The sequence below is a fragment of the Bradyrhizobium sp. B124 genome (genome assembly GCF_038967635.1).
Lineage (GTDB): Bacteria > Pseudomonadota > Alphaproteobacteria > Rhizobiales > Xanthobacteraceae > Bradyrhizobium.
Map to the genome: position 1 here is coordinate 2,260,746 of NZ_CP152413.1, position 25,081 is coordinate 2,285,826.

The following is a 25,081-nucleotide window of genomic DNA, read 5'->3' on the forward strand; positions in this document are numbered from 1 at the left end:
CAATCAGAACCGAAATGCTCTAGTCGCGGATGCCGCCGTCGGTCTCGTTCGGCGCCTGGGCGATCTCGCTGGCGGCAAGGTCGCCACCGGCCGCGAGCGGATCGGCGAGTCGCGCCTCCGCCGTCTCCCTGACATGCGCGGCGAGCGCCGGCATCCGCTCGATCAGGGCATGGAAGTCCTGCGCATCGAGCAGCAGCAGCTTGGCCTTCCGCGTCGCCGTCACCGTGCCGGAACGGTTGGTCCGCCTGAGCAGGGCGATCTCACCGAAGAACGAGCCGTCGGCAAGCCGCACCCGCTGGCTCGGCAGGTCGATCTCGACCTCGCCGGCGGTGATGAAATACATCGACGACGCCGGATCGCCACGCCGCACCAGCACCTCGCCGGCCTCGATGGTCTGCGACCGCAAGAGCCGCATGATGTCGGCGATCTCGGCGGCGTTGAGATGCGAGAACAGCGGCACCCGCGCCAACATGCCCCAGGTCACGACGAAGTCGCGGCGCCGCACCTCATCGGCGAACGCCGTCGAGACGATCGCGACAGGCAGTGCGATCATCGCAAAGCCGACCACGATCGCAACCACCGTGACCATCCGGCCGAGTGGCGTCACCGGGACGACATCGCCGTAACCGACGGTGCCGAGCGTCACGATCGCCCACCACATCGCCTGCGGCATGGTGCCGAACTTGTCCGGCTGCACCTTGTGCTCGATCGCATAGAGCAGCGAGGCGAACAGCAGCACCGCACCGGTCAGGATCACGACGCAGCCGAACAGCGTGCGCCGCTCGGCATGCAGCGCCGCCAGCAGCGAGCGCATCGCGGTCGAATAGCGCACCAGCTTGAGGAACGGCAGCATGCCGAACAGCACCAGCGCGGTCTTGTCACCGATCGCAAGCGCGATGGCCGACGGCAGGAAGGCGAGCAGGTCGATCACGCCGAGCGCCGAGCAGGCGTATTCCAACCGCGCCTGCAACGGCGTCATGTCGCGCAGCGAGCGGCCGACCACGCTCCAGAGCCGCGCGGCATATTCCAGCGCGAAGGCGGTCACCGCGGTGATCTCGATCGCCGTGAACAGCCACCAGAACTGGGCATCGATCTCGGGCACCGACGCCAGGATCGCCGCCAGCACGTCGACGGTGATGATCGCGACGACAAGCCGGACAAATCGCGCGCCGACCGAATATGGCAGGTGGTCCTGCTCGAGCAGCTCGTAGAGACGCTCCCGCAGTCCGGGATCGCTGATCGTGGGCCTACCCGGAGCCGTCGCCACGATCAGCCTCTCCGTCAGGCGCCGGCCGATGCCTGTTGAGTCATGGCCTGCTCGATCGCCGATAGCGCGGCATCGGCCTTGGCGCCGTCGGGCCCACCAGCCTGCGCCATGTCGGGCCGGCCGCCGCCGCCCTTGCCGCCGAGCACTTCGGAGCCCTTGCGAACCAGCTCGACCGCGTTGAAGCGCGAGGTCAAGTCAGCGGTGACGCCGACCACGATGCCGGCCTTGCCGTCCTCGGTGACGCCGACGATCGCGACCACGCCGGAGCCAATCTGCTTCTTGCCATCGTCGACCAGGCTCTTCAGGTCCTTGGTCTCGACGCCTTCGACCGCGCGCGCGAGCAGCTTGACGTTGCCGACCTCGCGAACGCCGGAGGCCGCGCCGTTCGACGACGCTCCGCCGCCCATCGCGAGCTTCTTGCGGGCATCCGACAGGTCGCGCTCGAGCTTCTTGCGCTCCTCCATCAGAGTCGCGATGCGCGCCGGCACATCCTCGATCGTAGTGCGCAGCTCGGCCGCCGCGGTCTTCGCCAGCGTCATGGTGTCATTGGCGTGCTTGCGCGCATGATGTCCGGTCAGCGCCTCGATGCGGCGGACGCCGGAGGCGACCGCGCTCTCGCTGGTCACCGAAATCAGGCCGATGTCGCCGGTGCGGCGGACGTGGGTGCCGCCGCAGAGCTCGACCGACCAGCCGAGCGCGTTCTGGCCGTGCTCGCGGGCGCTCTTGCCCATCGAGACGACGCGAACCTCGTCGCCATACTTCTCGCCGAACAGTGCGCGCGCACCGGCCTCGCGGGCGTCGTCGACACCCATGACGCGGGTCGTCACCTCGTCATTCTCGAGCACGACGTCGTTGGCGATGTCCTCGACCCGGGCGAGCTCTTCCGGCGTGATCGGCTTCGGATGCACGAAATCGAAGCGCAGGCGATCGGGCGCGACCAGCGAGCCGCGCTGCGCGATGTGATCGCCGAGCACCTGGCGCAGCGCCTCATGCAGCAGATGCGTCGCCGAGTGGTTGGCGCGGATCGACGAACGCCTGGCGTGGTCGACCTCGAGCTGCAGGGCGGTGCCGACGTTCAGCGTGCCCTGCTCCACCGTGCCGACATGCACGAACAGGTCGCCGGCCTTCTTCTGCATGTCGGTGACGCGGAATTTGACGCCCTCGCCCGTGAGGATGCCGACGTCGCCGACCTGACCACCGGACTCGGCATAGAACGGCGTCTGGTTCAGCACGATCGCGCCGCTCTCGCCGGCCTCGAGGCCGTCGACCTCGGCGCCGTCCTTGACCAGCGCCGTCACCACGCCTTCCGCGCTCTCGGTCTCATAGCCAAGGAATTCGGTTGCGCCGAGCTTCTCGCGCAGCGGGAACCAGATGGTCTCGGTCGCCGCCTCGCCAGAGCCTGCCCAGGAAGCGCGCGCCTTCTCGCGCTGGCGGTTCATCGCATCGGTGAACGATGCCTGGTCCACGCTGATGCCGCGCGACTTCAGCGCGTCCTGTGTCAGGTCCAACGGGAAGCCATAAGTGTCGTACAGCGTGAACGCGGTGTCGCCGTCGAACATGTCGCCCTTCTTGAGGCCGGCGCTCTTCTCATCGAGGATCGACAGGCCGCGCACCAGCGTCTTGCGGAAGCGGGTCTCTTCCAGCTGCAGCGTCTCCTCGATCAGCTTCTCCGCGCGCACCAGGTCCGGATAGGCCTGGCCCATCTCGCGGACCAGCGCCCAGACCAGGCGATGCATCAGCGGCTCGCTCGCGCCCAAGAGCTGTGCGTGACGCATCGCGCGGCGCATGATCCGGCGCAGCACATAGCCGCGGCCCTCGTTCGACGGCAGTACGCCGTCGGCGATCAGGAACGCCGAGGAGCGCAGATGGTCGGCCATCACCCGATACGACGCCACGTTCTGCTCGTTCGGCCCATGGCCGAGGGCCGATGCGGCCGCATCGATCAGATGGCGGAACAGATCGGTCTCGAACACGCTCTCGACGCCCTGCAGGATGCAGGCCATGCGCTCCAGCCCCATGCCGGTGTCGATCGAGGGACGCGGCAGCGCCACGCGCTCTTCCTTCGTCACCTGCTCGTACTGCATGAACACCAGGTTCCAGAATTCGAGGAAGCGATCACCGTCCTCCTCCGGGCTGCCCGGAGGTCCGCCCCAGATGTGCTCGCCGCGATCGATGAAGATCTCGGAGCACGGACCGCACGGGCCGGTATCGCCCATCGCCCAGAAATTGTCTGAAGTCGGGATGCGGATGATGCGGTCATCCGAGAACCCTGCGATCTTCTTCCAGTAGCCGGCCGCCTCGTCGTCGGTGTGGTAGACGGTGACGAGAAGCTTGTCCTTCTTCAGCCCGAAATCCTTGGTGATCAGATTCCACGCGAGCTCGATCGCGCGCTCTTTGAAGTAGTCGCCGAACGAGAAGTTGCCGAGCATCTCGAAGAAAGTGAGATGGCGCGCGGTGTAGCCGACATTGTCGAGGTCGTTATGCTTGCCGCCGGCGCGCACGCACTTCTGCGACGTCGTGGCGCGCTGATAGCTGCGCTTCTCGACACCGGTGAAGACGTTCTTGAACTGCACCATGCCGGCATTGGTGAACATCAAGGTCGGGTCGTTGCGCGGAACCAGCGGCGACGACGCCACGATCTCGTGGCCGTTCTCCTTGAAGAAGTTCAGAAATGTCGACCTGATGTCGTTGACGCTGCTCATGTTCATCCAATCGGAAAAAGGGGCCGGCCAGCCGCAAAAAGGCGTCATTTTCCGGCCGAACGCTTTTAGACATTGCCAGCTGCGGTGTCCAGAAACTGTGCAGGCGGATCATGGGCTTGCCGCGGCAGCACAAAGCCCCATTGGATAGTTGCTGCAGCTGCGTTGACAGTCTTGGTGGCGCCGTGTTTTCTACCTACCTGTTACTAGTCACGTCGGGAGAGACCGGCCTTACCGCCGGCGCCGAAGGAGCAACCGCCCCGGAAACTCTCAGGCAAAAGGACCGCGTGACGTCTAACATCTGGAAAGAGGCGCTGGGGTTGGTTCTCCCCGATGCGTCCGCCGACGGGATAATACTCTCAGGCACAGCGACAGATGGGGCTTTCTGCAGGTTTCTCAAGGGGAAATAGGTCCCCTGCGGGAACCGCGAGGGCCCTGTGATGTCTGCGCGCGAAACCTCCCCGCTGAAACAGACCCCGCTGCACGCGCTGCATCTGGCACGTGGGGCCAAGATGGTGCCGTTCGCCGGCTACGACATGCCGGTGCAATACACGGCCGGCGTGCTGAAGGAGCATCTCCACACCCGCAAGGAAGCCGGCCTGTTCGACGTGTCCCACATGGGACAGCTCGTGCTGAAGGCCAAATCCGGCAAGGTCGGCGACGCGGCGCTCGCGCTGGAAAAACTGGTGCCGCAGGACATCGTCAGCATCGCGCCGGGACGGCAGCGCTACGCGCAATTCACCAACGACGACGGCGGCCTGCTCGACGATCTGATGGTGGCGAATTTCGGCGATCACCTGTTCCTGGTGGTCAACGCCGCCTGCAAGGCCGAGGACGAGGCGCATCTGCGGGCGCATCTCTCCGATGCCTGCGAGATCGTGTCGCTGGCCGACCGCGCGCTGATCGCGCTGCAGGGGCCGAAAGCCGAATCGGCGCTGGCGAAACTCTGTCCAGATGTCAGTTCGATGAAATTCATGGACGCAGGTCCGCGCCGCCTCAGTGACATCGACTGCTTCGTCTCGCGCTCCGGCTATACCGGCGAGGACGGTTTTGAGATTTCCGTGCCTGCAGACAAGGCGGAAGCCCTGGTCAGTGCGCTATTGGACAATCCCGACGTGCTGCCGATCGGGCTCGGCGCCCGCGACAGCCTGCGGCTCGAGGCCGGGCTTTGCCTCTATGGCCACGATATCGACACCACGACGACGCCGGTCGAAGGCGCGCTGGAATGGTCGGTGCAGAAGATTCGCCGCAGCGGCGGCGCCCGCGCCGGCGGTTTTCCGGGCGCCGACAAGATTCTCGCGCAATTCGCCGACGGCGCCGCTCGCCGCCGCGTCGGCCTGAAGCCCGACGGCCGCGCGCCGGTGCGCGAAGGCGCTGCCCTGTTCGCCGATCCGACCTCGACCGAGCCAATCGGCAAGGTGACCTCGGGCGGCTTTGGCCCAAGCCTCAATGCGCCGGTTGCGATGGGCTATCTGCCCACCACGCTCTCCGCCGTCGGCACCACGGTTTTCGCCGAAGTGCGCGGCCAGCGGCTGCCGCTCAAGGTCGCCGCCACGCCCTTCGTTCCCAATACCTACAAACGCTAAACGCCAAAGGATCTATCCCCATGACGACGCTGTACACGTCCGACCACGAATGGCTCCGCATCGAGGGCGACGTCGCCACGATCGGCATCACCGATTACGCGCAGTCACAGCTCGGCGACGTCGTGTTCGTCGAGCTGCCTAAGGTCGGCCGCAGCCTGAAGAAGGCCGAGGCCGCCGCGGTTGTCGAATCCGTCAAGGCAGCCTCCGACGTCTACGCGCCGATCACCGGCGAAGTGATCGAGGTCAACGAGGCGCTCGCGGCCGAGCCCGCGCTGGTCAATTCGGATGCCGGCGGCAAGGCCTGGTTCTTCAAGCTGAAGATTGCCGACAAGGGCGAACTCGGCGGCCTGATGGATGAGGCCGCCTACGCCGCGCACACCGCCTGAGGATCACCCCAAGGATTAGCCCATGAACGCGCCCTTCAAGCCGATCAACGAAGCCGCCACCGATTTCGTCCGCCGACACATCGGACCATCCCCGCGCGACATCAACGCGATGTTGGAGACGGTCGGCGCCGCGAGCCTGCAGGCGCTGATGAATGAGACGCTGCCGGCGTCGATCCTTCAGAAGGCGCCGCTCGATCTCGGCCGGGCGCTGAGCGAAACCGAAGCGCTCGCGCATATGAGCGAGCTCGCCGCGCAGAACCAGGTGTTCACCTCGCTGATCGGCCAGGGCTATTCCGGCACCATCCTGCCCGCGGTGATCCAGCGCAACATCCTGGAGAACCCGGCCTGGTACACCGCCTATACGCCGTATCAGCCGGAGATCAGCCAGGGCCGGCTCGAGGCCCTCTTCAATTTCCAGACCATGATCTGCGATCTCACCGGGCTCGACGTCGCCAACGCCTCGCTGCTCGACGAGGCGACCGCGGCCGCCGAAGCGATGGCGCTCGCGGAACGCCACTCGCAGGTGAAGGCAAAGGTGTTTTTCGTCGACAAGGAGGTGCATCCGCAGACGCTGGCGGTGATGCGCACGCGCGCCGCCCCATTGGGTTGGGCACTGGTGGTCGGCGATCCCCTGACCGAGCTCGACAAGGCCGACGTGCTCGGCGCGCTGCTGCAATATCCCGGCACGACAGGCGCAGTGCGCGACCTCCGGCCGGCGATCGCATCGCTGCGCGCCAAGGGCGCGCTTGCGATCGTCGCCGCGGACCTGCTGTCGCTGGCTTTGCTGACCTCGCCCGGCGAGCTCGGTGCGGACATCGCAATCGGCTCGGCGCAGCGCTTCGGCGTGCCGATGGGTTATGGCGGACCGCACGCCGCCTACATGGCGGTGCGCGACACGCTGAAGCGCTCGCTGCCCGGCCGCATCGTCGGCCTTTCGGTGGATTCGCGCGGTGCACCGGCCTATCGCCTCGCGCTGCAGACCCGCGAGCAGCATATCCGCCGCGAGAAGGCGACCTCCAACATCTGCACCGCGCAGGTGTTGCTCGCCGTGATCGCCTCGATGTATGCGGTGTATCACGGCCCCGAAGGCCTGACCCATATCGCACGCGGCGTGCATCGCCGCGCCACCGTGCTCGCCGCGGGCCTGCGCAAGCTCGGCTTTGCGCCGACCAGCGAGGCGTTCTTCGACACAGTAACCGTCGAGGTCGGAGCGAAGCAGATCGAGATCGTCTCCCGCGCGCTGACGGAGCGGATCAATCTGCGGATCGGTGCGACCACGCTCGGCATCGCGCTCGACGAGACCACGACGCCGGAGACCGTCGAGGCGGTGTGGCGCGTGTTCGGCGGCAAGCTCAGCTTTGCCGAGATCGAGGCGGCCGCGCGCGAGGCGCTGCCGAAGGAGCTGCGCCGCACCAGCGCATTCCTCACCCACCCGGTGTTCAACACCCACCGTTCGGAGACCGAGCTGCTGCGCTACATGCGCAAACTCAGTGATCGCGATCTCGCGCTCGACCGCGCGATGATTCCGCTCGGCTCCTGCACGATGAAGCTCAACGCCACCACCGAGATGATCCCGCTGACCTGGCCGGCGTTCGGCAATCTGCATCCGTTCGCGCCGGCGGATCAGGCCAAGGGCTATCACGCGCTGTTCAAGCGGCTGGAGCAGTGGCTGTGCGACATCACCGGCTATGACGCGATCTCGCTGCAGCCGAATTCCGGCGCACAGGGCGAATATGCCGGGCTGCTGGCGATCCGGGGTTATCATCTCGCCCGCGGCGAGCCGCACCGCAAGGTGTGCCTGATCCCCTCCTCCGCGCACGGCACCAATCCGGCGTCGGCCGCGATGGTCGGCATGGACGTCGTGGTGGTCGCGTGCGACGCGCGCGGCGATGTCGATGTCAATGATCTCCGTGCCAAGGCGGAGAAGCATTCCGCCAATCTCGCCGCGGTCATGATCACCTATCCGTCGACCCACGGCGTGTTCGAGGAGCATATCAGCGAGATCTGCGACATCGTGCATGCGCATGGCGGCCAGGTCTATCTCGACGGTGCCAACATGAACGCGCAGGTCGGGCTGTCGCGGCCCGGCGATTACGGCGCTGATGTCAGCCATCTCAATCTGCACAAGACCTTCTGCATCCCACATGGCGGCGGCGGCCCCGGCATGGGCCCGATCGGTGTGAAGGCGCATCTTGCGCCCTATCTCCCGGGTCATCCCGCAACCGACGGCGCGACCGCACACGCCATCGGCCCGGTGTCGGCCGCGCCGTTCGGCTCGGCGTCGATCCTGACCATCTCCTACATCTACATCCTGATGATGGGCGGCGAAGGGCTCACGCGCGCCACCGAGGTTGCGATCCTCAATGCCAACTACATCGCCGCACGGCTGCAGCCGCACTTCCCGGTGCTGTATCGCAACGAGCGCGGCCGCGTCGCGCATGAGTGCATCGTCGACCCGCGGGCGCTGAAGACGACCAGCGGCGTCACCGTGGACGACATCGCCAAGCGGCTGATCGACTACGGCTTCCACGCGCCGACCATGAGCTTCCCGGTAGCGGGCACGCTGATGATCGAACCGACGGAATCGGAATCGAAGTTCGAGATCGACCGCTTCTGCGACGCCATGATCGCGATCCGGGGCGAGATCGCGGAGATCGAGAAGGGCCGCTGGAAGGTCGAGGCGTCGCCGCTGCGCCACGCGCCGCACACCGTCCACGACATCGCCGACGATGCCTGGAACCGGGCCTACAGCCGCGCCGAGGGCTGCTTCCCGGCCGGCGTGTCGCGCTCCGACAAATACTGGAGCCCGGTCGGCCGCGTCGACAATGTCTATGGCGACCGCAATCTGGTGTGCTCGTGCCCGCCGATCGAGGATTACGCGCAGGCGGCGGAGTAAGGCGGCCATTGCTCTGGCCACTATTGTAGGATGGGTAGAGCGCAGCGAAACCCATCAATTGCATCCGGACTGTGAAGTGATGGGTTTCGCTTCGCTCTACCCATCCTACGATCCGGCCACCATAACGTCCCCGCTGGCGGCGGACGAACGATAAGAAGCAGCGCCGCGGCAGGAGGAAACATGCGCGAGCAATTCTGGTTTCATTTCCCGTTCCGCGTCCGCTATTCCGAGGTTGACGCGCAGGCCGTGGTGTTCAACGCGCACTACCTGACCTACTTCGACACCGCGATAACAGAGTATTTCCGCGCGCTCGGTTACGACTATCTCGGCGAGGTCGCGCGGACCGGCATCGACTTTCACACCGTGAAATCAGTCGTCGAGTACAAGGCGCCGATCCGGTTCGACGAGGACATCGAGGTCTGCGTGCGGGTCGCCAAGATCGGCCGTTCCTCGATCGTGCTTACCCTCGAGATCTTCGCCAAGGGCTCCGACGACCTGCGCGCCACCGGCGAGATCATCTGGGTCGCCACCGACCAGAAGACCCATCAATCGGTCGCCGTGACGGAAGACTTGCGCGCGCTGATTGCGAGCCGGGAAAAGGCGCTGGCGTAACGCGGCGCCTACCGGCGTCACGCGATCAAGCCTTACGGCGCGACCAAGGTGCGGCTCTCGGAGTCCCAGCGCCACAGCCGCTCGTTGGTCAGCTCGGTGCCGCCCCACCAGCGATGGATCGGGTTGTGCTGGCTGAAATCGCCGGAGCCCGCGACGATTGCCCTGCCGAGGCCGGTCAGCGCGAGCCGGCTCCGCTTGTAGCGTTGGTGACGTTCCGGGTCCTCGTGCATGTCGAGATCGAACGGCCCGTCATCGGGGCCGGAGATGGCAGGCATTGGACAGTGAGCCAGCCCGTCCAGCAAGACCCCCGTTTCCCAATAACCGAACGTCCGCCGACGATTGGGTTTCTCGTGCCCGGGAAACAGATCGTACGGATGGACCTGTCCCGCTGACAGCAGCTCCAGCATTCGCATTTCCGTTGCGCCGAGCGCGGAGCTACGCCCGAGAAGTTCTTCCAGCAGCGCGACGACTGAGCTGCGCAATTGCGGAAGTGCTCCTGGATCCTGAGTCAACAGATTGAACTAGGCTTCCGGTGTTGACGCACCCCAAGCCGCCCACGCAGCGCCGGCGACTTCGAGATGATGCCCGCGGACGGGAGCGAGGCGCAGCTGCCAAGCGGCCAATTCGGCCGGCTGTCGCTCGCCGATGATGTGATCGGTCTGCAGCATCGCAAGCCTGGACGTGACGCTCGCATGCGGGCGCAGGTAATCCAGCAGCCAGATCAATTGCAGTTGTGAGTTCGGATCGGGATCGACCCAAAGATCGACGGCGTCGAAGCGCTCGTAAAATTCGACCAATCCAAGACCCTGACGATGCGCGTCCTCAAGCAATCTGCCGGTAAGATTGTCCAGCCAGTGTGCCCCGGCGCGGTGCGAAGCCGCGCGCGGCGAGAGCAAGGCATCCAGTTCGCTTGATGGCGGCAATTTTCCGCACACGAACCGCAGCTCGACGCCAACAACGCAATCGGCGAGCCGTGCGGCCTTCAGGGCGCCAGCGCCGCTATCAGTGAATGTGAGGATAAGCCGGGTCATAACGGGTCGTTCATTCCGCAACAGGTGGCCCAACAGCATCACGGACGGCACAAAACCAAACGGACGCCGAAGACGTCGGCAACTCAACGTCCTCAGCGCCCGCTTGCAGCGAAATGATTGAGCCTTGAGGCTTACTCCTCGGCGGGCTCTTCGCCCTCGGCGTCGCGCTCGGGCGTACCGGCAAGGATCTGCTCGGCGATCAGGCCGGAGTTCTGGCGGATCGCAGCTTCGATCTTGGCGGTGATGTCGGGATTCGCCTTCAGGAACGCCTTGGAGTTCTCGCGGCCCTGGCCGAGCCGCTGGCTGTCATAGGAGAACCAGGCGCCGGACTTCTCGACGATGCCGGCCTTGACGCCGAGGTCGAGGATCTCGCCCATCTTGGAGACGCCCTCGCCGTACATGATGTCGAACTCGACCTGCTTGAACGGCGGTGCCAGCTTGTTCTTCACCACCTTGACGCGGGTGGTGTTGCCGACCACCTCGTCGCGCTCCTTGATCGCGCCGATGCGGCGGATGTCGAGGCGGACCGAAGCATAGAATTTCAGCGCATTGCCGCCGGTCGTGGTCTCCGGCGAGCCGTACATCACGCCGATCTTCATGCGGATCTGGTTGATGAAGATCACCATGGTGTGGGACTTGTTGATCGAGGCGGTGAGCTTGCGCAGCGCCTGGCTCATCAAGCGCGCCTGCAGGCCCGGCAGCGCATCGCCCATCTCGCCCTCGAGCTCGGCCTTCGGCACCAGGGCCGCAACCGAATCGATCACCAGCACGTCGACCGCACCGGAGCGCACCAGCGTGTCGCAGATCTCCAGCGCCTGCTCGCCGGTGTCGGGCTGCGAGATCAGGAGCTCGTCGATGTTGACGCCGAGCTTGCGCGCATAGACCGGGTCGAGCGCGTGTTCGGCGTCGATGAAGGCGCAGATGCCGCCCTTCTTCTGGCCTTCCGCCACGGTGTGCAGCGCCAGCGTGGTCTTGCCCGACGATTCCGGCCCGTAGATCTCGACGACACGTCCCTTCGGCAGACCGCCGACGCCGAGCGCTATGTCGAGCCCCAGCGATCCCGAGGACACCGTCTCGACATCCATCGAACGGTCGTTCTTGCCGAGCTTCATCACCGAGCCCTTGCCGAACTGACGCTCGATCTGGGAGAGCGCGGCTGAGAGGGCCTTGGACTTGTCCATGGAGGATCCTTCGACGATACGCAGTGCAGTAGCGGACATTTGGGATGTGCTCCTTATGGCGGGGATTCGCTAGCGGGAAAAACGGGCGATGCGATCAGGCGGAACGCGTTGTTGATAGGAACCTCGTACCACGTTTGTTCCGTGTTCGCAATATGTTCTTTTTGGCTTGTTGGTGCTGGCCTGTTTTATCCCCTAGTGGCCTAAGTTGAATTTGGGAGTGGCCTGTTTTGAATTAACCGAGCGGCAACCAAGGCTTGGCCGTTGTTCTCGGTAGGACTACTGAGAGACCCTATTCCCTATTCTGGGCTTATAAATTTCGATTGGACGCCATCCGTTCCTGATCCACAGGTCAGGCGGATTACCGGGGTTCTCCGTGGGTGAACGGAGTCCCAGTAAGACTCTGAGAAAAACTGACTCTCCAGCCAATGGGTAGAGGCAAAACTGAAATTCAGGAGAGCTAAATGGATTGGTCGGAATTGGTCCGGAAAGCCATCGAGTTGGGTGAAAAGACCGGCTACGTGACCTTCGATCAAATCAACGATTTGATTGAGCAGCCTGCGGAGGTCGAGCCGAAAGATATCGAGACCCTCATAATTGCACTCAGCGACAGGGGCATTGATCTCGTGAATGAGTAAGGCCGCCTCAGTTGGCGGCCTCTTTCAATTTGCAGGCACCAGCAATTTTCTAGTTAGTTGTCTGTCGTCGCCAGCCTTCCAAATAGCGCCCGCTTCAAACCTAATTCAGAAATTCTGGCTTCCGTCCATGGGCGGTGCAAAATCGCTTGAGCTGATCGGCATTAATTATCGTGTTCTCATCCGGACGATATTGACCGCCATATGTATTGCGTGGGTCTTGAGCTTTATCCGGAATGCGCTCGATTTCCTTGAGCTTCACTGCTTCGCAAAGAAGCGAAAGCCATGCCTTGGAATTTCCATCCATCACTGAGTACGAATGAACAGGCTCGACGTTGGCAAGCAGACAAGCTGCTTCATCCAACCTGAACTCTTTTCTGTGCCGCCAGATTGAATGGTCGGGCCTTGGGTTCACTCCAAGGTGAACCAATTTCAAAAAGGCTGGAAACATTAGTCCGTAGGCGACAGTCACCATAGTGACAATGCCAAGTGTAACGATTACCGGCCAAGCCAGGTCTTTCACGAAGGACCATCCGACCATGGCAAAGCCGGACAAAATCGATATGACCTGCTTCTTCCAATCGAAATAATCCAAAACCGGCTCGATCCACGGCACGGCTTTGGCGATGCTATTTCTGATTGTCCCCATGTCCCGCAGACTGCCCTGAGTCGCGGTGGGTTCCAAGGGAGTGGCCTATTTCGCATCTGCGAGTGGCCTATTTCGGCCAGTACCGGCTTGTTGGGTGCTGTCCGTATTTAAGCCCCCGTGTCCTAAGTTGATTTTGGGACTGTCCTAATTCCGATTAAGCGAGCCGAAACCAAGGCTTGGCCGTTGTTCTCGGTAGGACTACTGAGTCGGCAATCCAACGTTCTACCCATAGCAATCGTTATGGTCCGACAACTGTTCTCAATCCACAGAGTAGAAGTGTTACCGGGGTTCTCCGTGGGTGAACGGAGTTCCTTGCGTGAATCCGCTCTGGAGCCGCACGCCTGCCTTCCGGGTCTCGGCAGTCGCGCCCAAATCGTTAGTTTTCTTTTCGAGAGTGATCAAAGTTGACCAGCCTTGGAACGTCGGCTGTTCCAAGCTTCGGCCATCACCGCCCTGTAACGGCGTCTGCCGGTGACTGAGAGCCGTTCGCGCTCCCCGCCCAGAAACAAGGGAGCGGGGCATGATCGAACAGCCCCATTTCGATTCATATTCAATTCCAGCCCGCGTCAGTCTTGGCATTGCTATTTTCGGCGGCTCACTGCTTATCGCGGTGATGCTATTGGGTGCCTTCATCGCGCATTAATTGAAGCGTTACCGGGGTTTCTCTCTGTGGGTGAACCGAGTTCCCAGCCTGGTCCTGGTTTGTGGTAACTAGTGACCTAATCCGGGTCTGGGTGCAGCACTACGGAGGAGGACACAAGTCATGAGGACTGCGTTGTTCACGGTGACCGCGCTGGTTGCCTTGTCGTCTCTGGCTATCGCGCAAAATCAGCCTTCCGCTACTACGGCTCCCAGGGCGAATGACGTGGTTGATTCCACGATGCCAAAGGTACGGGCGAACGCCCCAGGCGGCAGACTGCACTATGACGTGCCTTGCCGAGTGTCGTCGGTGGGCACATGCATCACGGAACCGCCGCCATATCCGCGATATCGGCCAAGACCCTGACTCAAACATTATCGCGGAGGCCGCCTCAGTTGGCGGCCTCTTCCTCAAAATTCCATTTCGAGTTGTTGACCGAAGATCCGTTTGACGTGGCCTTCATCCGTTCTTCCGCGTTAGCGCATGTCACTCGCCACCGGCACGGATTGGGAAATGTCGCCTCTTTGAAAGTCATTAACTCTTGCCGATGTGGTCTGTATTGACCAGCATGTCGGCTACCTGACATGCGAAAGTTACCCGATCGCCGCACCGCCTTGTTGGCCCCTATCGGTGATGAGAACGCCATCACGCGCTCCCGCCTTCTGCAAACAGAGGAGCAGCGCCATGCAGCAACGCCGCCGTTACCAGCCCGAAGCCGAACCTCTCTACAACCGCCTTGCTGATGAGGCAGAGCGACTTCGCAAGCAAGCGAGGGGCACTCCGCCAGGTATCGAGCGTGAGAGGTTGATCCGGAGAGCACGCCAGATTGAGACCACATCGCACATCAGCGAGTGGCTTTCCTCGCCCGGCCTTAGGGCTCCGACCTAAATGCGCAGCTCATTCAGCGATAACTACACGTTGGGCAAGTTCAACCCGCCCTCTTACGCGAGCTGGCTCGCCGAACTTCGCGCCCTGTTTCCTGTGCCGGATGAATTCCTTCTAGCGGATGCGATCTTCAGTTTCGAAAACGCATTCAAGGAAGGAAAGACGCCGCAGCAGGCTTACGAGGCGTTCGATATTTTCGTCGGCGCGGAGGCTTGAACGACAATAGCTAGGCCGCTTCAGTTGGCGGCCTCTTTCGCGTCCCGTTCCAGCCGCTTCTTCTGGCGTTTCACCTAATCCTCAAATGCCTCCGGCATGGTCTCAACGATCTCGCCACGCGATCAGCTTGAGGTAGTTCTGAGGGTTGGAAGGCGTCTTGACTTCAATCCAAAGAAACGGCCCCAGCGCCCTTGGAGATCGATGCTGGGGCCGCTTCGCCGCTCCGCCGAATCGAAAGGGGCCGCTCACGCCGCGACCCCTTACCGGGAAAATTCTCCAAATAAGATCGGGATGAAAGGTCCAGCCCCGGCAACGATGAGACTAGAGTTTTCCACAATCTATGTGGACTCCGGAAGAACACGGTGTTCCGATGCCGGAACCACGACTGTCCTCATTTGCCATCGCTAACGTCCTGATTGGGAGACACCAGGACGCAGGTGCTGGCCCGTGTTACCCCTTGGTGGCCTAGACCGAATTTTTGGAGCGGCCTGATTTGTTTCAAGCATAGGACGCTATCTGTTCTCCCCCGCTTTACAGCCGGAACAATTTCCGCCGCCTTGAAGTGCCATTCGTTCCACGAGTTGCGACAAAAGGCCTGAAATAGATAGCTCGCTATTCCCCCCAGACAGGTACACGGTAAGTCCATCACCGCCCCGCCCGTGGCTTTCATCGGTGATGAGATCGCCCGGCAGCGCTCCCGCCTTCCTCTAACGGAATGGAGCGCGCCATGGTCATGAAGCGACCGCGTCTCATGCAGGCAGGATCACTTGAAGAGCGTCTCAACATCGAGGCACAGCGGCTCCGGAAGGAGGCCTCGGGAACTCCCCCCGGTGTCGATCGCTCCAGCCTTATCCGCAGAGCTCGTCTGGCCGAAACCACCTCACAGTTGAGCGAGTGGCTGCGGACGCCCGGTTTGCGAGCGCCGACATGATGGGCCGATACCAGGCCCAGGCGCATATCGGCGTGAAAAGAGTAGTCAATTTCCGTAGGCGATGGGCCGACAAGAGCGATACGGCAATCAAGGCGGTCCTGAATCACTTCTGGCGCCGGCAGACCGACAGAAGTGCTGCCGCCATCCAGAAGGAGGATAGGCTCCGCCACTAAAGAGGTTATCGCCCTCCAAAAAGTGCCAAATATCCGGGATTTTGTTCGTACCCTCTCGGGGCTAGAGAAGCGCCGTCCGCATTTATTTCAAGCGGGCGGCGTAGCTTTGTTTAGGCCGCCTCAGTTGTTGCCCTCTCCGTTGTATTCTGGCGCGTGACGCCAGCGCCATCGGTGGCGTCAACATGGCGAAGCGCTGAGGCCGAGCCATCCCGACCGATCGCCGTGATAGCCAATTTGGGACATGTGCTGTGGCACAAATTGTATAGGCTCCCGGCTATCAGGATTTTGCACACCTTCCTGGGGCTAGGGCCAGCGCCGTCCGCAAGCATTTCAAGCGGGCGGCGTTGTGCTGTCAGGCATCAGCCCGAATGAGACCGGGCGGATCCGAGCACGGCGACGGAAGCCATTGTCGAAGCGTTTGGGCGGCGGCCCAGCGCGATCCGTAGTTCTCCGGGGCAGAACAAAGTTCCGCGAGCAGGCTGCTCGGCCTTCGTCTCGACTTCATCAGATGATCAACGAGTTGCCGGAGGATTTGGCGACGCCGGATCACGATTGGCACAATCTGCATACTACCTTGGTACCCCTCCTGACGCCCAAAAAAACTACGTAGCGTTCAAGGGAAGACTTGGGTTCCGGCAGTGTTCGTAACATTGGCTTGTCCGACCGACGCACTGATTGCGCGTCGCGAGGCAAGGCGACGCCTCCCGCGAACGGATCCACTTCGGGATCCACAACGACGCCCGAACGGGCGCGCAGGTTCACTCATCCTTTGACGGGTGTTAATTATTACTACAACTTTTGATTTAAATATCGACGACCGCCATTCATTCGCGGAACCGTTCCAGATGATTCACAAGGGCGTCGAATTCAGCGTCACGCAGCTCATGCCCGGCGTCTGGAAATGGCGTTTCCAGATCGGCGATCGGGTCTTCACGGGCAAGACCGAAGCAAAGCTCGACCTGTTGGCGATCCGCCGCGTGCAGCTGCGGATCGACCGCGAGCTGAACAATCTCGGGCTCGGACGGACCCGCGGGCACCGCGATCAGGATTGAGGCGCAGTCTGTCCGGCAAGTCGGCAAGTCTCAGTCCGCGCTTGCCAGCCGCCGCATCGTGAACTCGATGTCGCCACCGGGCAGTTCGCGCCAGCTCTCGACGGAGCTCATATAGGCGGCCTTCGGGTAGCGCTTGAGAAAGTCGCGCGCCCGCAGGCGGGCCTGATCGCGCGGCAGGCTGAAGGTCTCGCGCAGATAGCCGTCATCCGGCTTGTGCCGTGCGGCCATCCGGCTGGCGAGATCGCGCGGACGAAACACCATTGCCGCAACTCCGGAATAGAGCCCCGTTCCGATTGAATCGGAACCGGGCTCTAGATTCTAGTTTTGACGCGTTTTCTTCACGCGAACCGGTATCCACTTCGCTCGAAAACGCTCCAACTGACGACACCCCAAATATAGGGGCGGCGCCACAAGAATCCGAGTCTGCGGGAAACCGGCGAGGCCGGCCCGAACGGGGCTTACTGGCTACGCTGCGCGGAGCCTCCGGGCTGGGCGGAGCTCCCGGTCTTGGTCTTCGGCTTGGCGGGAGGATGGGCTGCCGCCTTCGGCGCATCGCTGCGCACCGCGCCCCAGGGATCGGCCGATCCCTTGGCATCCGGAATCTTGCTCAGCGAGTCCTTGTAGGCCTTGTCGTTGATCGCGTCCCGATCCTTCTCCTCCTGGGTCTTGGTCTTGACCTCAGGCATCAGATTGACGTTCGGCATTTGCGCATAGGCCGGCGCCGACAGCAGCACCGCAACCGCAACTGCGCTCAAAACTCTCATAAGAACGCTCCTTGCATTTTCGTCAGCGGTATATCACCCCAGGAAAGCCGCCGCCAAGCGCGCCCGTCCCTGCCCTAGAGGTGGTCTGACTTGCAGGATTTCGGCGACTGCATCCAGTCGTCCCAGATCGGCCCGCACCGCGTGCAGCCGGCAAGCGCAAGCCCGATCGCGATCACGCCGCCCAGCAATACCAACCTGCGGAACATGGACGCCCCCACCACTGACGAGGGGCAATTGGAGCCGAAACTGGGGCATTTTCAAGCCGGGCACGGCGCTTGCAACGCCGCGCAAGCGCGTCGGACAGCAGCGCCCGCGCGCCCGAGCACAGCGCCGGCGCAGCGCCCGCGCGATGGTTTGACCGGACGGCCCCCCAAACTACACTGCGCAACAAAGCAGAAAAGGAATCGACGACATGACTTTGGCGATGAGCTGGGACGAGTGGACGCGGCACGACGGGACGGCGCTCGCCGAGCGCGTCCGGAACGGCGAGCTGACGCCAAGGGAGCTGGCGGCGCAGGCTGCCGCCGCCACAGCCAAGGTCGATCCCGCGCTCTCCGGCGTGGTCGAGCTGTTCGACGACATGATCGCCGATCCCGCGCGCGACGGCGCCGATCTCAACGGCCCGTTCGCCGGCCTGCCCTTCCTGATGAAGGATCTCGGGCCCACGCTGAAGGGCCGGCTGCAGGAAATGGGCTCGCTGATGATGCGCGGCAACCGCGCCGCGGCCGACACCTTCCTGACCACGAAGCTGCGGAAGGCCGGTCTCAATCTGATCGGCCGCACCACCACGCCGGAGTTCGGGGTCTGCAGCTCGGCCGAAAACCCCGCGGTCTATGTCACGCGCAATCCCTGGAACACCGACTACACCACCTGCGGCTCGTCGGCCGGCAGCGCGGCGATGGTTGCCGCCGGCGCCGTTCCGATCGCGCATGCGACCGACGGCGGCGGCTCGATCCGGATTCCCGCCGGCGTCAACGGCAATATCGGGCTGAAAGTGTCGCGCGGCGTGTTCTCGCTCGCACCGCATCTGTCCGATCTCACCGGCCTCGTCTCGATCCAGGGCTGCCAGTCGCGCTCGGTGCGCGACACCGCAGCCTTCGTCGATAGCTGCCGTGGCCCGGCGCCTGGCGAGTTCATGCCGTTCTGGACACCGCCTGAGCCCTATACAGCGATGATCGCGCGCGACCCGGGCCGGCTCAAGATCGCGCTGTCGCACACCTGGGGCGACTATCGCGCGACACCGCACATCGCAGCCGAGCTCGAGCGGGTCGGACGTTTCCTCGAAGGCCTCGGCCATCAGGTCGATTACGCACTGCCGTCGATCGACTACGCGGAAGCCTTCGCGGCGCAGACCACCTGCTACATCAGCAATTTCGCCGTCGTGATCGGCAACATGCTCGCCGCGCGGGGACTGACGCGGCCACCGGCGGACCTGATCGAGCCGATCAACATCCGGATCTGGGAGCATGGCCGCGACTTTAGCTTCGCCGACCGCGCCCGCATGCAGGCCGTGTTCAACACGACGGCGCGCGGCTTCGGCGCCTTCTTCGAGGATTGGGACATCATCCTGAGCCCGGTCACGGCGCTGCCGACGCCAAAGATCGGCACCACCGAATATCTCACCATCAGCGACAATCCGTCGGTGCTGGACTGGTTCGGCAATCTCTGGCGCAACTTCGCCTTCACGCCGCTCGCCAATCTCTGCGGCATCCCGGCGATCTCGCTGCCGCTCGCGACCAACGAGCACGGCCTGCCGCTCGGCATCCAGGCGATCGGCAAGCAGGCCGATGACGGCCTCCTGCTGCAACTCGCCGCCCAGATCGAACGGGCGATCGACGGCAAGTGGAATGACGGCAAGCGGCCGGCCGTGCATGTCACGCGGAACTAGGCAATAAACGGCAAACAAGACTCAGCGGAGGGAACGGAACGTCATGCAGCAGGCCGGTGAATTCGGGATCGACGACGCGAAACGCGTGCTCGGCGACGTCTTTGCGCCATGGGTGCAGGACCTCAATCTGTCGATCGAGCAGTTCGACATCGCACCACCGGCGGGCGGCGATGCCGACTGGCAGCCCGGCGCCATCCTGCGCATGCCGTTCTCGGAGCGGCTGTGCCGCAATGGCGGCATCGTCTGCGGCCAGGCACTGATGGCGTTCGCCGACACCGCGATGGTGCTCGCCAATCTCGCGGCCAACAAGGGCTATCGTCCGATGACGACGGTCGACCAGACCACGCACTTCATGCGCGCGGCGACCGCCTCCGACGTGCTGGCCGACGCGCGTGTGGTCCGGCTCGGCCGCACCATGAGCTTCGGCCGCGTCACGCTGCTCTCCGCCACCGACAACAAGCCGGTGGCGATGGTATCGAGCGCGTTCGCGATGCTGCCGGGATAACTACTTGCCGAGCACCGCCTCGGCGGCGTTGACGATGCTGATGGTCGGATTCTTTCCGCAATAGGTGCCGAACTTCTTGGCGTTCTCGACGAACACCTCGGTGTCGATGATCGCCTCGTCGGAATCGCCCTTGTACCAGCCGTCCATCCAGACCAGCACCATCTTGATGGTGTCGTCGCCGCCTTCGACGAACTGCTTGCAGGTCATGGTCGAGAGATCGAGGACGGTGGCATTCGCCGGCGCGGACGACAGCGCGAGTGCAGCGGCAAGCATGATCGAGGCAGTGATCTTCATCGCAATCTCCAAGGGCAATGATCTGAAAAATGAACAGGCGCCGGAAGCCCGGCGCGCCCGCTCGCGACTTCGTAAGCGAAGCGTCGAGGCAAACGCAAGCGAGACATCGCGCAAGTTTGCCTGCACGTCGTTTCGGTGCGCGGATTGAGAATCGATGTCGCCGATTGTCATGCGGCGGCGCGACGCGCGCGCCGCCGAACTACGCCGCCTTGACGCGACGCCTCCTGCGCCAACGCCAGAGCAGTGCGACGAGCACGATCAGCACCACGCCAGCAGCGAGTGCCTTCGCAGCGAACCGTCCGCCGGGACGATCGATCAGGCGCGTGAGAAGCGACACACCCTCGCCCTGGCGCGGCAGGCGAAATGCCACCACGCTGTCGCCGATCGATGTGCCGCCCTCGGAATGACCGCCGGCGCCGATCACGACATACTGCTCGCCCTTCCAGAGGTAGGTCATCGGATTGGCGACGCCCGGCACCGGAAGCCGGCCGAGCCATAACTGGCGGCCCGACTTGACGTCGAACGCGCGCAGATAGGCATCCATCGCGCCGGTGAACACCAGTCCGCCCGCAGTGATCGCGACGCCGCTGAGCAGCGGCGTGCCGGTATTGAGCGCGATGCCGAGCGGCGCGAGATCCTCGCTGGTGCCGACCGTCGCATGCCAGAGGATCTTGCCGGCCTTGAGATCGACCGCCACCGTCTCGCCCCACGGCGGCTTGTTGCACGGCGACCCGACCGCCGATTTCGCGAGTGCCCGCGACATCGCAAACGGCGCGCCCTGCTGCTGGCCAAAATCATGGCCAGGCGGCGGATTGAAACCCTTGGCCTGGTCGCGCGGAATCAGCGTGATGACATGCGCCGCGTGGCTGACATTGGCGAACAAGATTTGGTTGACCGGATCAAAGCCCGCACTGCCCCAGTTCACACCGCCGCCGGTCATCGGATAGACGATCGTGCCCTGCGTCGACGGCGGCGTGTAAAGCCCCTCATTGCGTGATTGCGCCAGCAGCTTCTCGCACGCCGCGCTCCCGACGCCCGGCAGCAGGCCGCCGACATCGTCGGCCGTCATCCGCTGCGTCAACAGCGGCGGCACATGGGTCGGGAACGGCTGCGTCGGCGACAGTTGCTCGCCCTCGGCGCCGTTCTGCGGCACCGCGCGCTCTTCGACCGGCCACACCGGCTTGCCGGTGTCGCGATCGAGCACGAACACGAAGCCCTGTTTGGTCGGCTGGATCACGACGTCGCGCATGCCGTTGCCAGTGTCGATCCGCGCCAGCGTCGGCTGTGCCGGCAGGTCGTAGTCCCAGACGTCGTGGTGCACGGTCTGGAACGCCCATGCGAGCTCACCGCTCTCGATACGCAGCGCGACGACGGAATTGGCGTGCTCGTCATTGCCGGGACGCTTGCCGCCCCAGAAATCGGGACTGGGCGATGTCGTCGGCAGGAACACCAAGCCCCGCTCCTCGTCGACCGACATCGGCGCCCAGACGTTGCTGTGGCCGGCCTCGACGCTGTCATGCACGAGCGGATCGAAGGTCCAGCGCGGCTGGCCGGTCCGCGCATCGAAGGCGCGCACCGCGCCGACCGGCGCGTCGACCCGCCGGTTGTCGCCGATCGCGGACCCGACCACGACCACGCCGCGTCCCGTCACCGGCGCCGACGTGATCTGAAACTCGCCCGGCCATTCCAGCTTCATGCCGGCATCGATCTTGATCTCGCCATTGTTGCCGAAATCGGCGCAGGGTTTGCCGGTCCGGGCATCGAGCGCGATCAGGCGGGTGTCATTGGTGCCGGTGAAGATGCGCGACTTGCAGGCCGCGCCTTCAGCAGCACCATCATCGGTCCAGTGCGCGACGCCGCGGCAGACAAAGCGATTGGCCGGCCGCTGCGCCATGCTGATCTTCGGATCGAACCGCCATTTCTGCGCACCGGTGCCGGGATCGAGCGCGATCACCTCGTTGAACGGCGTGCAGAAGATCAGGCTGTCCTCGACGAACAGCGGCGTCACCTCGAACTTGGTGCGCTTCATGACCTCGGGCGGACGCGCGTCGAGATCGCCGGTGCGGAATTCCCAGCCGCGCACCAGCGTGCCGACATTGTCCGATGTGATCTGCGTTAGCGGCGAGAAGCGCTGTCCGCCACGGTCACCGCCCCAATACTCCCAAGCGAGCGCCGGCTGTACACACAGCACCAGCGCGGCAAGCAGGCGAAACAGCGACCGCATTGCGTCCTCCCGCGAGATGCGACCATCAAACGCCGCATCTCATGCGGGAAAACCCTTTACGCGATTAGCGCGTCAGTATCCACCCCTGCGATAGCCGCCGCCGTAATGGCCGCGATAACCACCGCCGCCGATGCCAATCCCGATTCCGATCGGCGGCCCGACCGGCTCGTAGACCACGGCCGGAGGCGGCCGGCGCACCACCACGACATCGTCCTCGACCACGACGCGCGGCGGGCGTTTGCCAGCGCGGCGCGGCGGATCGGGATCGGCCCGTTTCTTCACGGGCGCTGCGGCCTTCTGCTGCTCCTGCGGCGCGGCGTTGCAGGGACAGGTCGGGGCCGCCAGTGCGACGTTGGTCGCGGGCACGCTGAGCGCAGCGGCCGGTGTCAGATCGGGACGGTAGCGCAACCGTTCGATCATCTTGCGCGCGGTCGCTGTCAGATCGCTATCGGGGTACAGCACGAGGAAGCTGCGATAGCCCGCCGCCGTGTTGGCGAGGATGGCATCGTTCCAAGCCACCATGCGGCGATGCCGGTCGAGCCAGTCGCGCGCCTGCAGGCCGCGCGGCGTGCCGGCGAAGATCGCGGCGAAGGCTTCATAGGCTTCATCGGTGCCGTCGACCACCATCATCTCGTTTGCAACCTCGATCGGCTTGCCCTGCAATTCGCGCTTCCATTCGTCGACGGTGCGCTTGGCCGCGGCCGGCGCCGGCTTGGCCGCGGGCGACGCTGACGACGCACCTGCCATGAAGCGGAAGTCGTCGGTGAGCGACGAGGAGTCCCACGGTGTCTGGCGGCCGTCGGTCGCCTTGTTTACCGCAAGACGGACGCGCTTGAAGGTGTCCTCGATCGGAATCCCCGGCTCCTTCGCCGAAGCCAGCAACGCGGTCGTATAAGGGCTGTTGGCGCCGCTGCCGTCCTCGGCCTCGGCACCCGGTGACGTCGAGAACGAGACAAAGGTGCCAGGCGCGCCGATCTTGGCATCGATGATGGCAAGCCCATGCCCGGCGGTCTTGCTGAGCTCCGGGAAGGGATTGTTGCGGCAGGCATCGAGCAGCACGATGCGCATCCGGCTCGGCACCGAAGTCAGCGTGTTCAGGATGTCGTTGAGGCGAACCGCCTGGATCGGGATATCAGCCTCGCGCTTCGGATCGACATCGACCGGCACCAGATAGTTCTCGCCATCGATCTGCAGGCCATGCCCGGCATAGAACACCAGCGCCACGGTATCAGCGCCCTTCGCCGCCACCTGGCCGGCGAAGTCGCTGATCCTTGCGCGCATCTCGTCCTGGGACAGATCCGATGCCGTCGTCACGGCAAAGCCGGCATCGGTCAGCATCTGTGACATGGCCCTGGCGTCGTTGGCCGGATTGGGCAGCGCGGGCACCGACTTGTAGGCGGACTGCCCGATCACCAGCGCCAGACGGCTTTCCGCCAGTGCCGGCACGGCACCGAACAGGATCGCAGCCGGAACGATCAGGCCGAGGAGCGAACGGCGAAGCATGACGGCCTCCGACAATGACATCGGAGATGGGTCGATAGCCGTCAGGTGAAGGTTCATGCCGTGCGGCAATCTGCTGCCGCCGGCGCCGGTTCTTCGGCCCGAATGGTCGCGGGGATCAGGTGAGCCCGGCTATTTCGGCTTCTTGGCTGGATCGGCGGCCGGCTTGGTGACGCCCCAGGGATCGTATTTCTCCTTTGGCTCGGGGATACGATCGAGTGCGGCCTTGTAGGCCTTCTCGTCGACCTGGGGTTTCTTCTCCGCCTTCCTGTCGTCGCCCCCGCCGCCTCGCCGGCCCTGGGCCAGGGTCGGTGTCGCAATCAACGCCAGAATGACGGCAGCAACCGTGAAGCTTTTCATGTCAGTCTCTCTCCCCCGCAGCCGTAGAAACATCCGGCAACACCTCTACCGCGAACATAGCTTGTCGCTCGACATTTGTTGATCGACAAAGCGCCGCGCGATGCGGATTCAGCCCCACCAGGGGGGCGCAATGTGGGCGGCGGCACATTAAATTGGTTGGATGGGACAGGGACAGGTACAAGTGGTGGCGCTGCTGGCGGGCGCCGCCTTGATGTTGAGCGGCTGCGGGCTGGCGGACAGCCACGCGGTATGGCCTGACATGCTGAAGGTCAAGGCCACCGAGCCGGCGCCGCTCGAAACGCCTCCGGATCTCAAGCGGCTGGTGGCCGGCAAGCTGGATTCGGTGTTCACCGCCGGCTCGCAGCCGGCCCATGTGCGGGTCTCCGCTCCGCTGCACGACCCGCGCGGCACCGGCTGGACCGCCTGCGTGCGCGCCGAACTGACTTCGGTGATCGGCAAGCCGCTCGGGACGCAGACCTATCGCGTCTTCATCAATGACGGCGCGATCTTCGATCGCCGGCAGGTCGAGGCTGACGACAATTGCGTGACCGAGACTTATGAGCCGGTCGAAAGCTCCGTTCAGCTGGAAGCACAACGAAGTCCCAAGCCGTAGCGTCCTGATGCTCACCGCTGTCAGTGCATCGTTGTGAGCTCTCGCGATCTCCGGTGCCACGTTGTCGCAACACCAAGCGCACAACCGCGGTATGCTG

Annotated in this window: 24 protein-coding genes and 1 riboswitch; of the genes, 11 read left to right on the top strand and 13 right to left on the bottom strand. The window is 63.8% G+C overall.

Features of this window, described 5'->3' with window-relative positions; translation table 11 throughout:
- Positions 1-19: 19 nt before the first annotated feature.
- Together AAFG13_RS10930 and alaS are read right to left on the bottom strand one after the other, a co-directional pair.
- Positions 20-1,270, bottom strand: coding sequence for a cyclic nucleotide-gated ion channel (locus AAFG13_RS10930; protein ID WP_212310748.1), 1,251 nt, complete (start codon positions 1,268-1,270; stop codon positions 20-22).
- 11 nt (positions 1,271-1,281) lie between these two features.
- On the bottom strand, positions 1,282-3,969 hold the full coding sequence (gene alaS, locus AAFG13_RS10935; protein WP_342712001.1) for an alanine--tRNA ligase: 2,688 nt from the start codon (positions 3,967-3,969) through the stop codon (positions 1,282-1,284).
- Between the two features lie 203 nt (positions 3,970-4,172).
- A riboswitch (glycine riboswitch) is annotated at positions 4,173-4,261 on the top strand.
- A gap of 145 nt (positions 4,262-4,406) precedes the next feature.
- On the opposite strand from alaS, the gene gcvT reads away from it, so the two are divergent.
- The 4 genes from gcvT to AAFG13_RS10955 all read left to right on the top strand — a co-directional run bounded on the left by gcvT (position 4,407) and on the right by AAFG13_RS10955 (position 9,446).
- A complete protein-coding gene (gcvT, locus tag AAFG13_RS10940; RefSeq protein ID WP_212309998.1) occupies positions 4,407-5,552 on the top strand; it encodes a glycine cleavage system aminomethyltransferase GcvT in 1,146 nt (381 codons plus the stop codon).
- A 20-nt stretch (positions 5,553-5,572) separates the two neighbouring features.
- Positions 5,573-5,938 (top strand): glycine cleavage system protein GcvH, encoded by a 366-nt coding sequence (gene gcvH, locus AAFG13_RS10945; protein WP_021077888.1) that lies wholly within the window; start codon positions 5,573-5,575, stop codon positions 5,936-5,938.
- Positions 5,939-5,960: 22 nt separating this feature from the next.
- A complete protein-coding gene (gcvP, locus tag AAFG13_RS10950; protein WP_342712002.1) occupies positions 5,961-8,834 on the top strand; it encodes an aminomethyl-transferring glycine dehydrogenase in 2,874 nt (957 codons plus the stop codon).
- 180 nt (positions 8,835-9,014) lie between these two features.
- On the top strand, positions 9,015-9,446 hold the full coding sequence (locus tag AAFG13_RS10955; protein ID WP_212310000.1) for a thioesterase family protein: 432 nt from the start codon (positions 9,015-9,017) through the stop codon (positions 9,444-9,446).
- 32 nt (positions 9,447-9,478) lie between these two features.
- On the opposite strand, the gene AAFG13_RS10960 is transcribed toward AAFG13_RS10955, so the two are convergent.
- From AAFG13_RS10960 to recA, 3 genes are all read right to left on the bottom strand, one after another.
- Positions 9,479-9,928 carry a hypothetical protein gene (locus AAFG13_RS10960; RefSeq protein WP_342712003.1) on the bottom strand — a complete coding sequence of 150 codons (450 nt, stop codon included), beginning with the start codon at positions 9,926-9,928 and terminating at the stop codon, positions 9,479-9,481.
- Between the two features lie 39 nt (positions 9,929-9,967).
- The gene (locus tag AAFG13_RS10965; protein WP_342712004.1) at positions 9,968-10,519 is read right to left on the bottom strand and encodes a hypothetical protein; all 552 of its coding nucleotides are present in this window, start codon (positions 10,517-10,519) and stop codon (positions 9,968-9,970) included.
- Positions 10,520-10,608: 89 nt separating this feature from the next.
- Complete coding sequence (gene recA, locus AAFG13_RS10970; protein WP_212310002.1) at positions 10,609-11,697, bottom strand: recombinase RecA; 1,089 nt, start codon at positions 11,695-11,697, stop codon at positions 10,609-10,611.
- Positions 11,698-12,119: 422 nt separating this feature from the next.
- Between recA and AAFG13_RS10975 the strand changes: the two genes are divergently transcribed.
- Positions 12,120-12,293: an RNA polymerase sigma factor region1.1 domain-containing protein gene (locus AAFG13_RS10975; protein ID WP_342712005.1), complete on the top strand. Its 174-nt coding sequence runs from the start codon at positions 12,120-12,122 to the stop codon at positions 12,291-12,293.
- A 100-nt stretch (positions 12,294-12,393) separates the two neighbouring features.
- Here the strand turns inward: AAFG13_RS10975 and AAFG13_RS10980 are convergent, their stop codons facing one another.
- Positions 12,394-12,975 carry a hypothetical protein gene (locus tag AAFG13_RS10980; protein ID WP_342712006.1) on the bottom strand — a complete coding sequence of 194 codons (582 nt, stop codon included), beginning with the start codon at positions 12,973-12,975 and terminating at the stop codon, positions 12,394-12,396.
- 484 nt (positions 12,976-13,459) lie between these two features.
- Here AAFG13_RS10980 and AAFG13_RS10985 point away from each other — a divergent pair, with 484 nt between their 5' ends.
- From AAFG13_RS10985 to AAFG13_RS10995, 3 genes are all read left to right on the top strand, one after another.
- Positions 13,460-13,582: a hypothetical protein gene (locus AAFG13_RS10985; protein ID WP_283815065.1), complete on the top strand. Its 123-nt coding sequence runs from the start codon at positions 13,460-13,462 to the stop codon at positions 13,580-13,582.
- A gap of 885 nt (positions 13,583-14,467) precedes the next feature.
- Positions 14,468-14,680, top strand: coding sequence for a hypothetical protein (locus AAFG13_RS10990; RefSeq protein ID WP_212310003.1), 213 nt, complete (start codon positions 14,468-14,470; stop codon positions 14,678-14,680).
- A gap of 1,949 nt (positions 14,681-16,629) precedes the next feature.
- On the top strand, positions 16,630-16,836 hold the full coding sequence (locus AAFG13_RS10995) for a hypothetical protein (protein ID WP_092115349.1): 207 nt from the start codon (positions 16,630-16,632) through the stop codon (positions 16,834-16,836).
- 30 nt (positions 16,837-16,866) lie between these two features.
- Here the strand turns inward: AAFG13_RS10995 and AAFG13_RS11000 are convergent, their stop codons facing one another.
- The 3 genes from AAFG13_RS11000 to AAFG13_RS11010 all read right to left on the bottom strand — a co-directional run bounded on the left by AAFG13_RS11000 (position 16,867) and on the right by AAFG13_RS11010 (position 17,806).
- Positions 16,867-17,097 carry a hypothetical protein gene (locus tag AAFG13_RS11000; protein WP_212310004.1) on the bottom strand — a complete coding sequence of 77 codons (231 nt, stop codon included), beginning with the start codon at positions 17,095-17,097 and terminating at the stop codon, positions 16,867-16,869.
- A 197-nt stretch (positions 17,098-17,294) separates the two neighbouring features.
- Positions 17,295-17,600: a hypothetical protein gene (locus AAFG13_RS11005; RefSeq protein ID WP_092115351.1), complete on the bottom strand. Its 306-nt coding sequence runs from the start codon at positions 17,598-17,600 to the stop codon at positions 17,295-17,297.
- A 74-nt stretch (positions 17,601-17,674) separates the two neighbouring features.
- The gene (locus tag AAFG13_RS11010) at positions 17,675-17,806 is read right to left on the bottom strand and encodes a peptidylprolyl isomerase (RefSeq protein WP_171947645.1); all 132 of its coding nucleotides are present in this window, start codon (positions 17,804-17,806) and stop codon (positions 17,675-17,677) included.
- Positions 17,807-18,012: 206 nt separating this feature from the next.
- Here AAFG13_RS11010 and AAFG13_RS11015 point away from each other — a divergent pair, with 206 nt between their 5' ends.
- The gene (locus AAFG13_RS11015; RefSeq protein WP_342712007.1) at positions 18,013-19,488 is read left to right on the top strand and encodes an amidase; all 1,476 of its coding nucleotides are present in this window, start codon (positions 18,013-18,015) and stop codon (positions 19,486-19,488) included.
- A 43-nt stretch (positions 19,489-19,531) separates the two neighbouring features.
- A complete protein-coding gene (locus AAFG13_RS11020; protein ID WP_342712008.1) occupies positions 19,532-19,993 on the top strand; it encodes a PaaI family thioesterase in 462 nt (153 codons plus the stop codon).
- Here the strand turns inward: AAFG13_RS11020 and AAFG13_RS11025 are convergent, their stop codons facing one another.
- The 4 genes from AAFG13_RS11025 to AAFG13_RS11040 all read right to left on the bottom strand — a co-directional run bounded on the left by AAFG13_RS11025 (position 19,994) and on the right by AAFG13_RS11040 (position 24,371).
- Positions 19,994-20,287 carry an HdeA/HdeB family chaperone gene (locus AAFG13_RS11025; protein WP_342712009.1) on the bottom strand — a complete coding sequence of 98 codons (294 nt, stop codon included), beginning with the start codon at positions 20,285-20,287 and terminating at the stop codon, positions 19,994-19,996.
- A gap of 199 nt (positions 20,288-20,486) precedes the next feature.
- Positions 20,487-22,511 (bottom strand): pyrroloquinoline quinone-dependent dehydrogenase, encoded by a 2,025-nt coding sequence (locus tag AAFG13_RS11030; protein WP_342712010.1) that lies wholly within the window; start codon positions 22,509-22,511, stop codon positions 20,487-20,489.
- A gap of 72 nt (positions 22,512-22,583) precedes the next feature.
- The gene (locus AAFG13_RS11035; RefSeq protein ID WP_342712011.1) at positions 22,584-24,014 is read right to left on the bottom strand and encodes a caspase family protein; all 1,431 of its coding nucleotides are present in this window, start codon (positions 24,012-24,014) and stop codon (positions 22,584-22,586) included.
- A gap of 129 nt (positions 24,015-24,143) precedes the next feature.
- A complete protein-coding gene (locus AAFG13_RS11040) occupies positions 24,144-24,371 on the bottom strand; it encodes a hypothetical protein (RefSeq protein ID WP_212310011.1) in 228 nt (75 codons plus the stop codon).
- Positions 24,372-24,531: 160 nt separating this feature from the next.
- On the opposite strand from AAFG13_RS11040, the gene AAFG13_RS11045 reads away from it, so the two are divergent.
- The gene (locus AAFG13_RS11045) at positions 24,532-24,984 is read left to right on the top strand and encodes a hypothetical protein (protein WP_212310012.1); all 453 of its coding nucleotides are present in this window, start codon (positions 24,532-24,534) and stop codon (positions 24,982-24,984) included.
- Positions 24,985-25,081: the final 97 nt, after the last annotated feature.

What these genes read in the sequence shown, in the direction of transcription:
- alaS (WP_342712001.1), bottom strand. Translation starts at nt 3,969, where the DNA reads ATGAGCAGCGTCAACGACATCAGGTCGACATTTCTGAACTTCTTCAAG.
- gcvT (WP_212309998.1), top strand. Translation starts at nt 4,407, where the DNA reads ATGTCTGCGCGCGAAACCTCCCCGCTGAAACAGACCCCGCTGCACGCG.
- gcvH (WP_021077888.1), top strand. Translation starts at nt 5,573, where the DNA reads ATGACGACGCTGTACACGTCCGACCACGAATGGCTCCGCATCGAGGGC.
- gcvP (WP_342712002.1), top strand. Translation starts at nt 5,961, where the DNA reads ATGAACGCGCCCTTCAAGCCGATCAACGAAGCCGCCACCGATTTCGTC.
- AAFG13_RS10955 (WP_212310000.1), top strand. Translation starts at nt 9,015, where the DNA reads ATGCGCGAGCAATTCTGGTTTCATTTCCCGTTCCGCGTCCGCTATTCC.
- recA (WP_212310002.1), bottom strand. Translation starts at nt 11,697, where the DNA reads ATGTCCGCTACTGCACTGCGTATCGTCGAAGGATCCTCCATGGACAAG.
- AAFG13_RS10975 (WP_342712005.1), top strand. Translation starts at nt 12,120, where the DNA reads ATGGATTGGTCGGAATTGGTCCGGAAAGCCATCGAGTTGGGTGAAAAG.
- AAFG13_RS10985 (WP_283815065.1), top strand. Translation starts at nt 13,460, where the DNA reads ATGATCGAACAGCCCCATTTCGATTCATATTCAATTCCAGCCCGCGTC.
- AAFG13_RS10990 (WP_212310003.1), top strand. Translation starts at nt 14,468, where the DNA reads ATGCGCAGCTCATTCAGCGATAACTACACGTTGGGCAAGTTCAACCCG.
- AAFG13_RS10995 (WP_092115349.1), top strand. Translation starts at nt 16,630, where the DNA reads ATGATTCACAAGGGCGTCGAATTCAGCGTCACGCAGCTCATGCCCGGC.
- AAFG13_RS11000 (WP_212310004.1), bottom strand. Translation starts at nt 17,097, where the DNA reads ATGGTGTTTCGTCCGCGCGATCTCGCCAGCCGGATGGCCGCACGGCAC.
- AAFG13_RS11005 (WP_092115351.1), bottom strand. Translation starts at nt 17,600, where the DNA reads ATGAGAGTTTTGAGCGCAGTTGCGGTTGCGGTGCTGCTGTCGGCGCCG.
- AAFG13_RS11010 (WP_171947645.1), bottom strand. Translation starts at nt 17,806, where the DNA reads ATGTTCCGCAGGTTGGTATTGCTGGGCGGCGTGATCGCGATCGGGCTT.
- AAFG13_RS11015 (WP_342712007.1), top strand. Translation starts at nt 18,013, where the DNA reads ATGACTTTGGCGATGAGCTGGGACGAGTGGACGCGGCACGACGGGACG.
- AAFG13_RS11020 (WP_342712008.1), top strand. Translation starts at nt 19,532, where the DNA reads ATGCAGCAGGCCGGTGAATTCGGGATCGACGACGCGAAACGCGTGCTC.
- AAFG13_RS11025 (WP_342712009.1), bottom strand. Translation starts at nt 20,287, where the DNA reads ATGAAGATCACTGCCTCGATCATGCTTGCCGCTGCACTCGCGCTGTCG.
- AAFG13_RS11030 (WP_342712010.1), bottom strand. Translation starts at nt 22,511, where the DNA reads ATGCGGTCGCTGTTTCGCCTGCTTGCCGCGCTGGTGCTGTGTGTACAG.
- AAFG13_RS11035 (WP_342712011.1), bottom strand. Translation starts at nt 24,014, where the DNA reads ATGCTTCGCCGTTCGCTCCTCGGCCTGATCGTTCCGGCTGCGATCCTG.
- AAFG13_RS11040 (WP_212310011.1), bottom strand. Translation starts at nt 24,371, where the DNA reads ATGAAAAGCTTCACGGTTGCTGCCGTCATTCTGGCGTTGATTGCGACA.
- AAFG13_RS11045 (WP_212310012.1), top strand. Translation starts at nt 24,532, where the DNA reads ATGGGACAGGGACAGGTACAAGTGGTGGCGCTGCTGGCGGGCGCCGCC.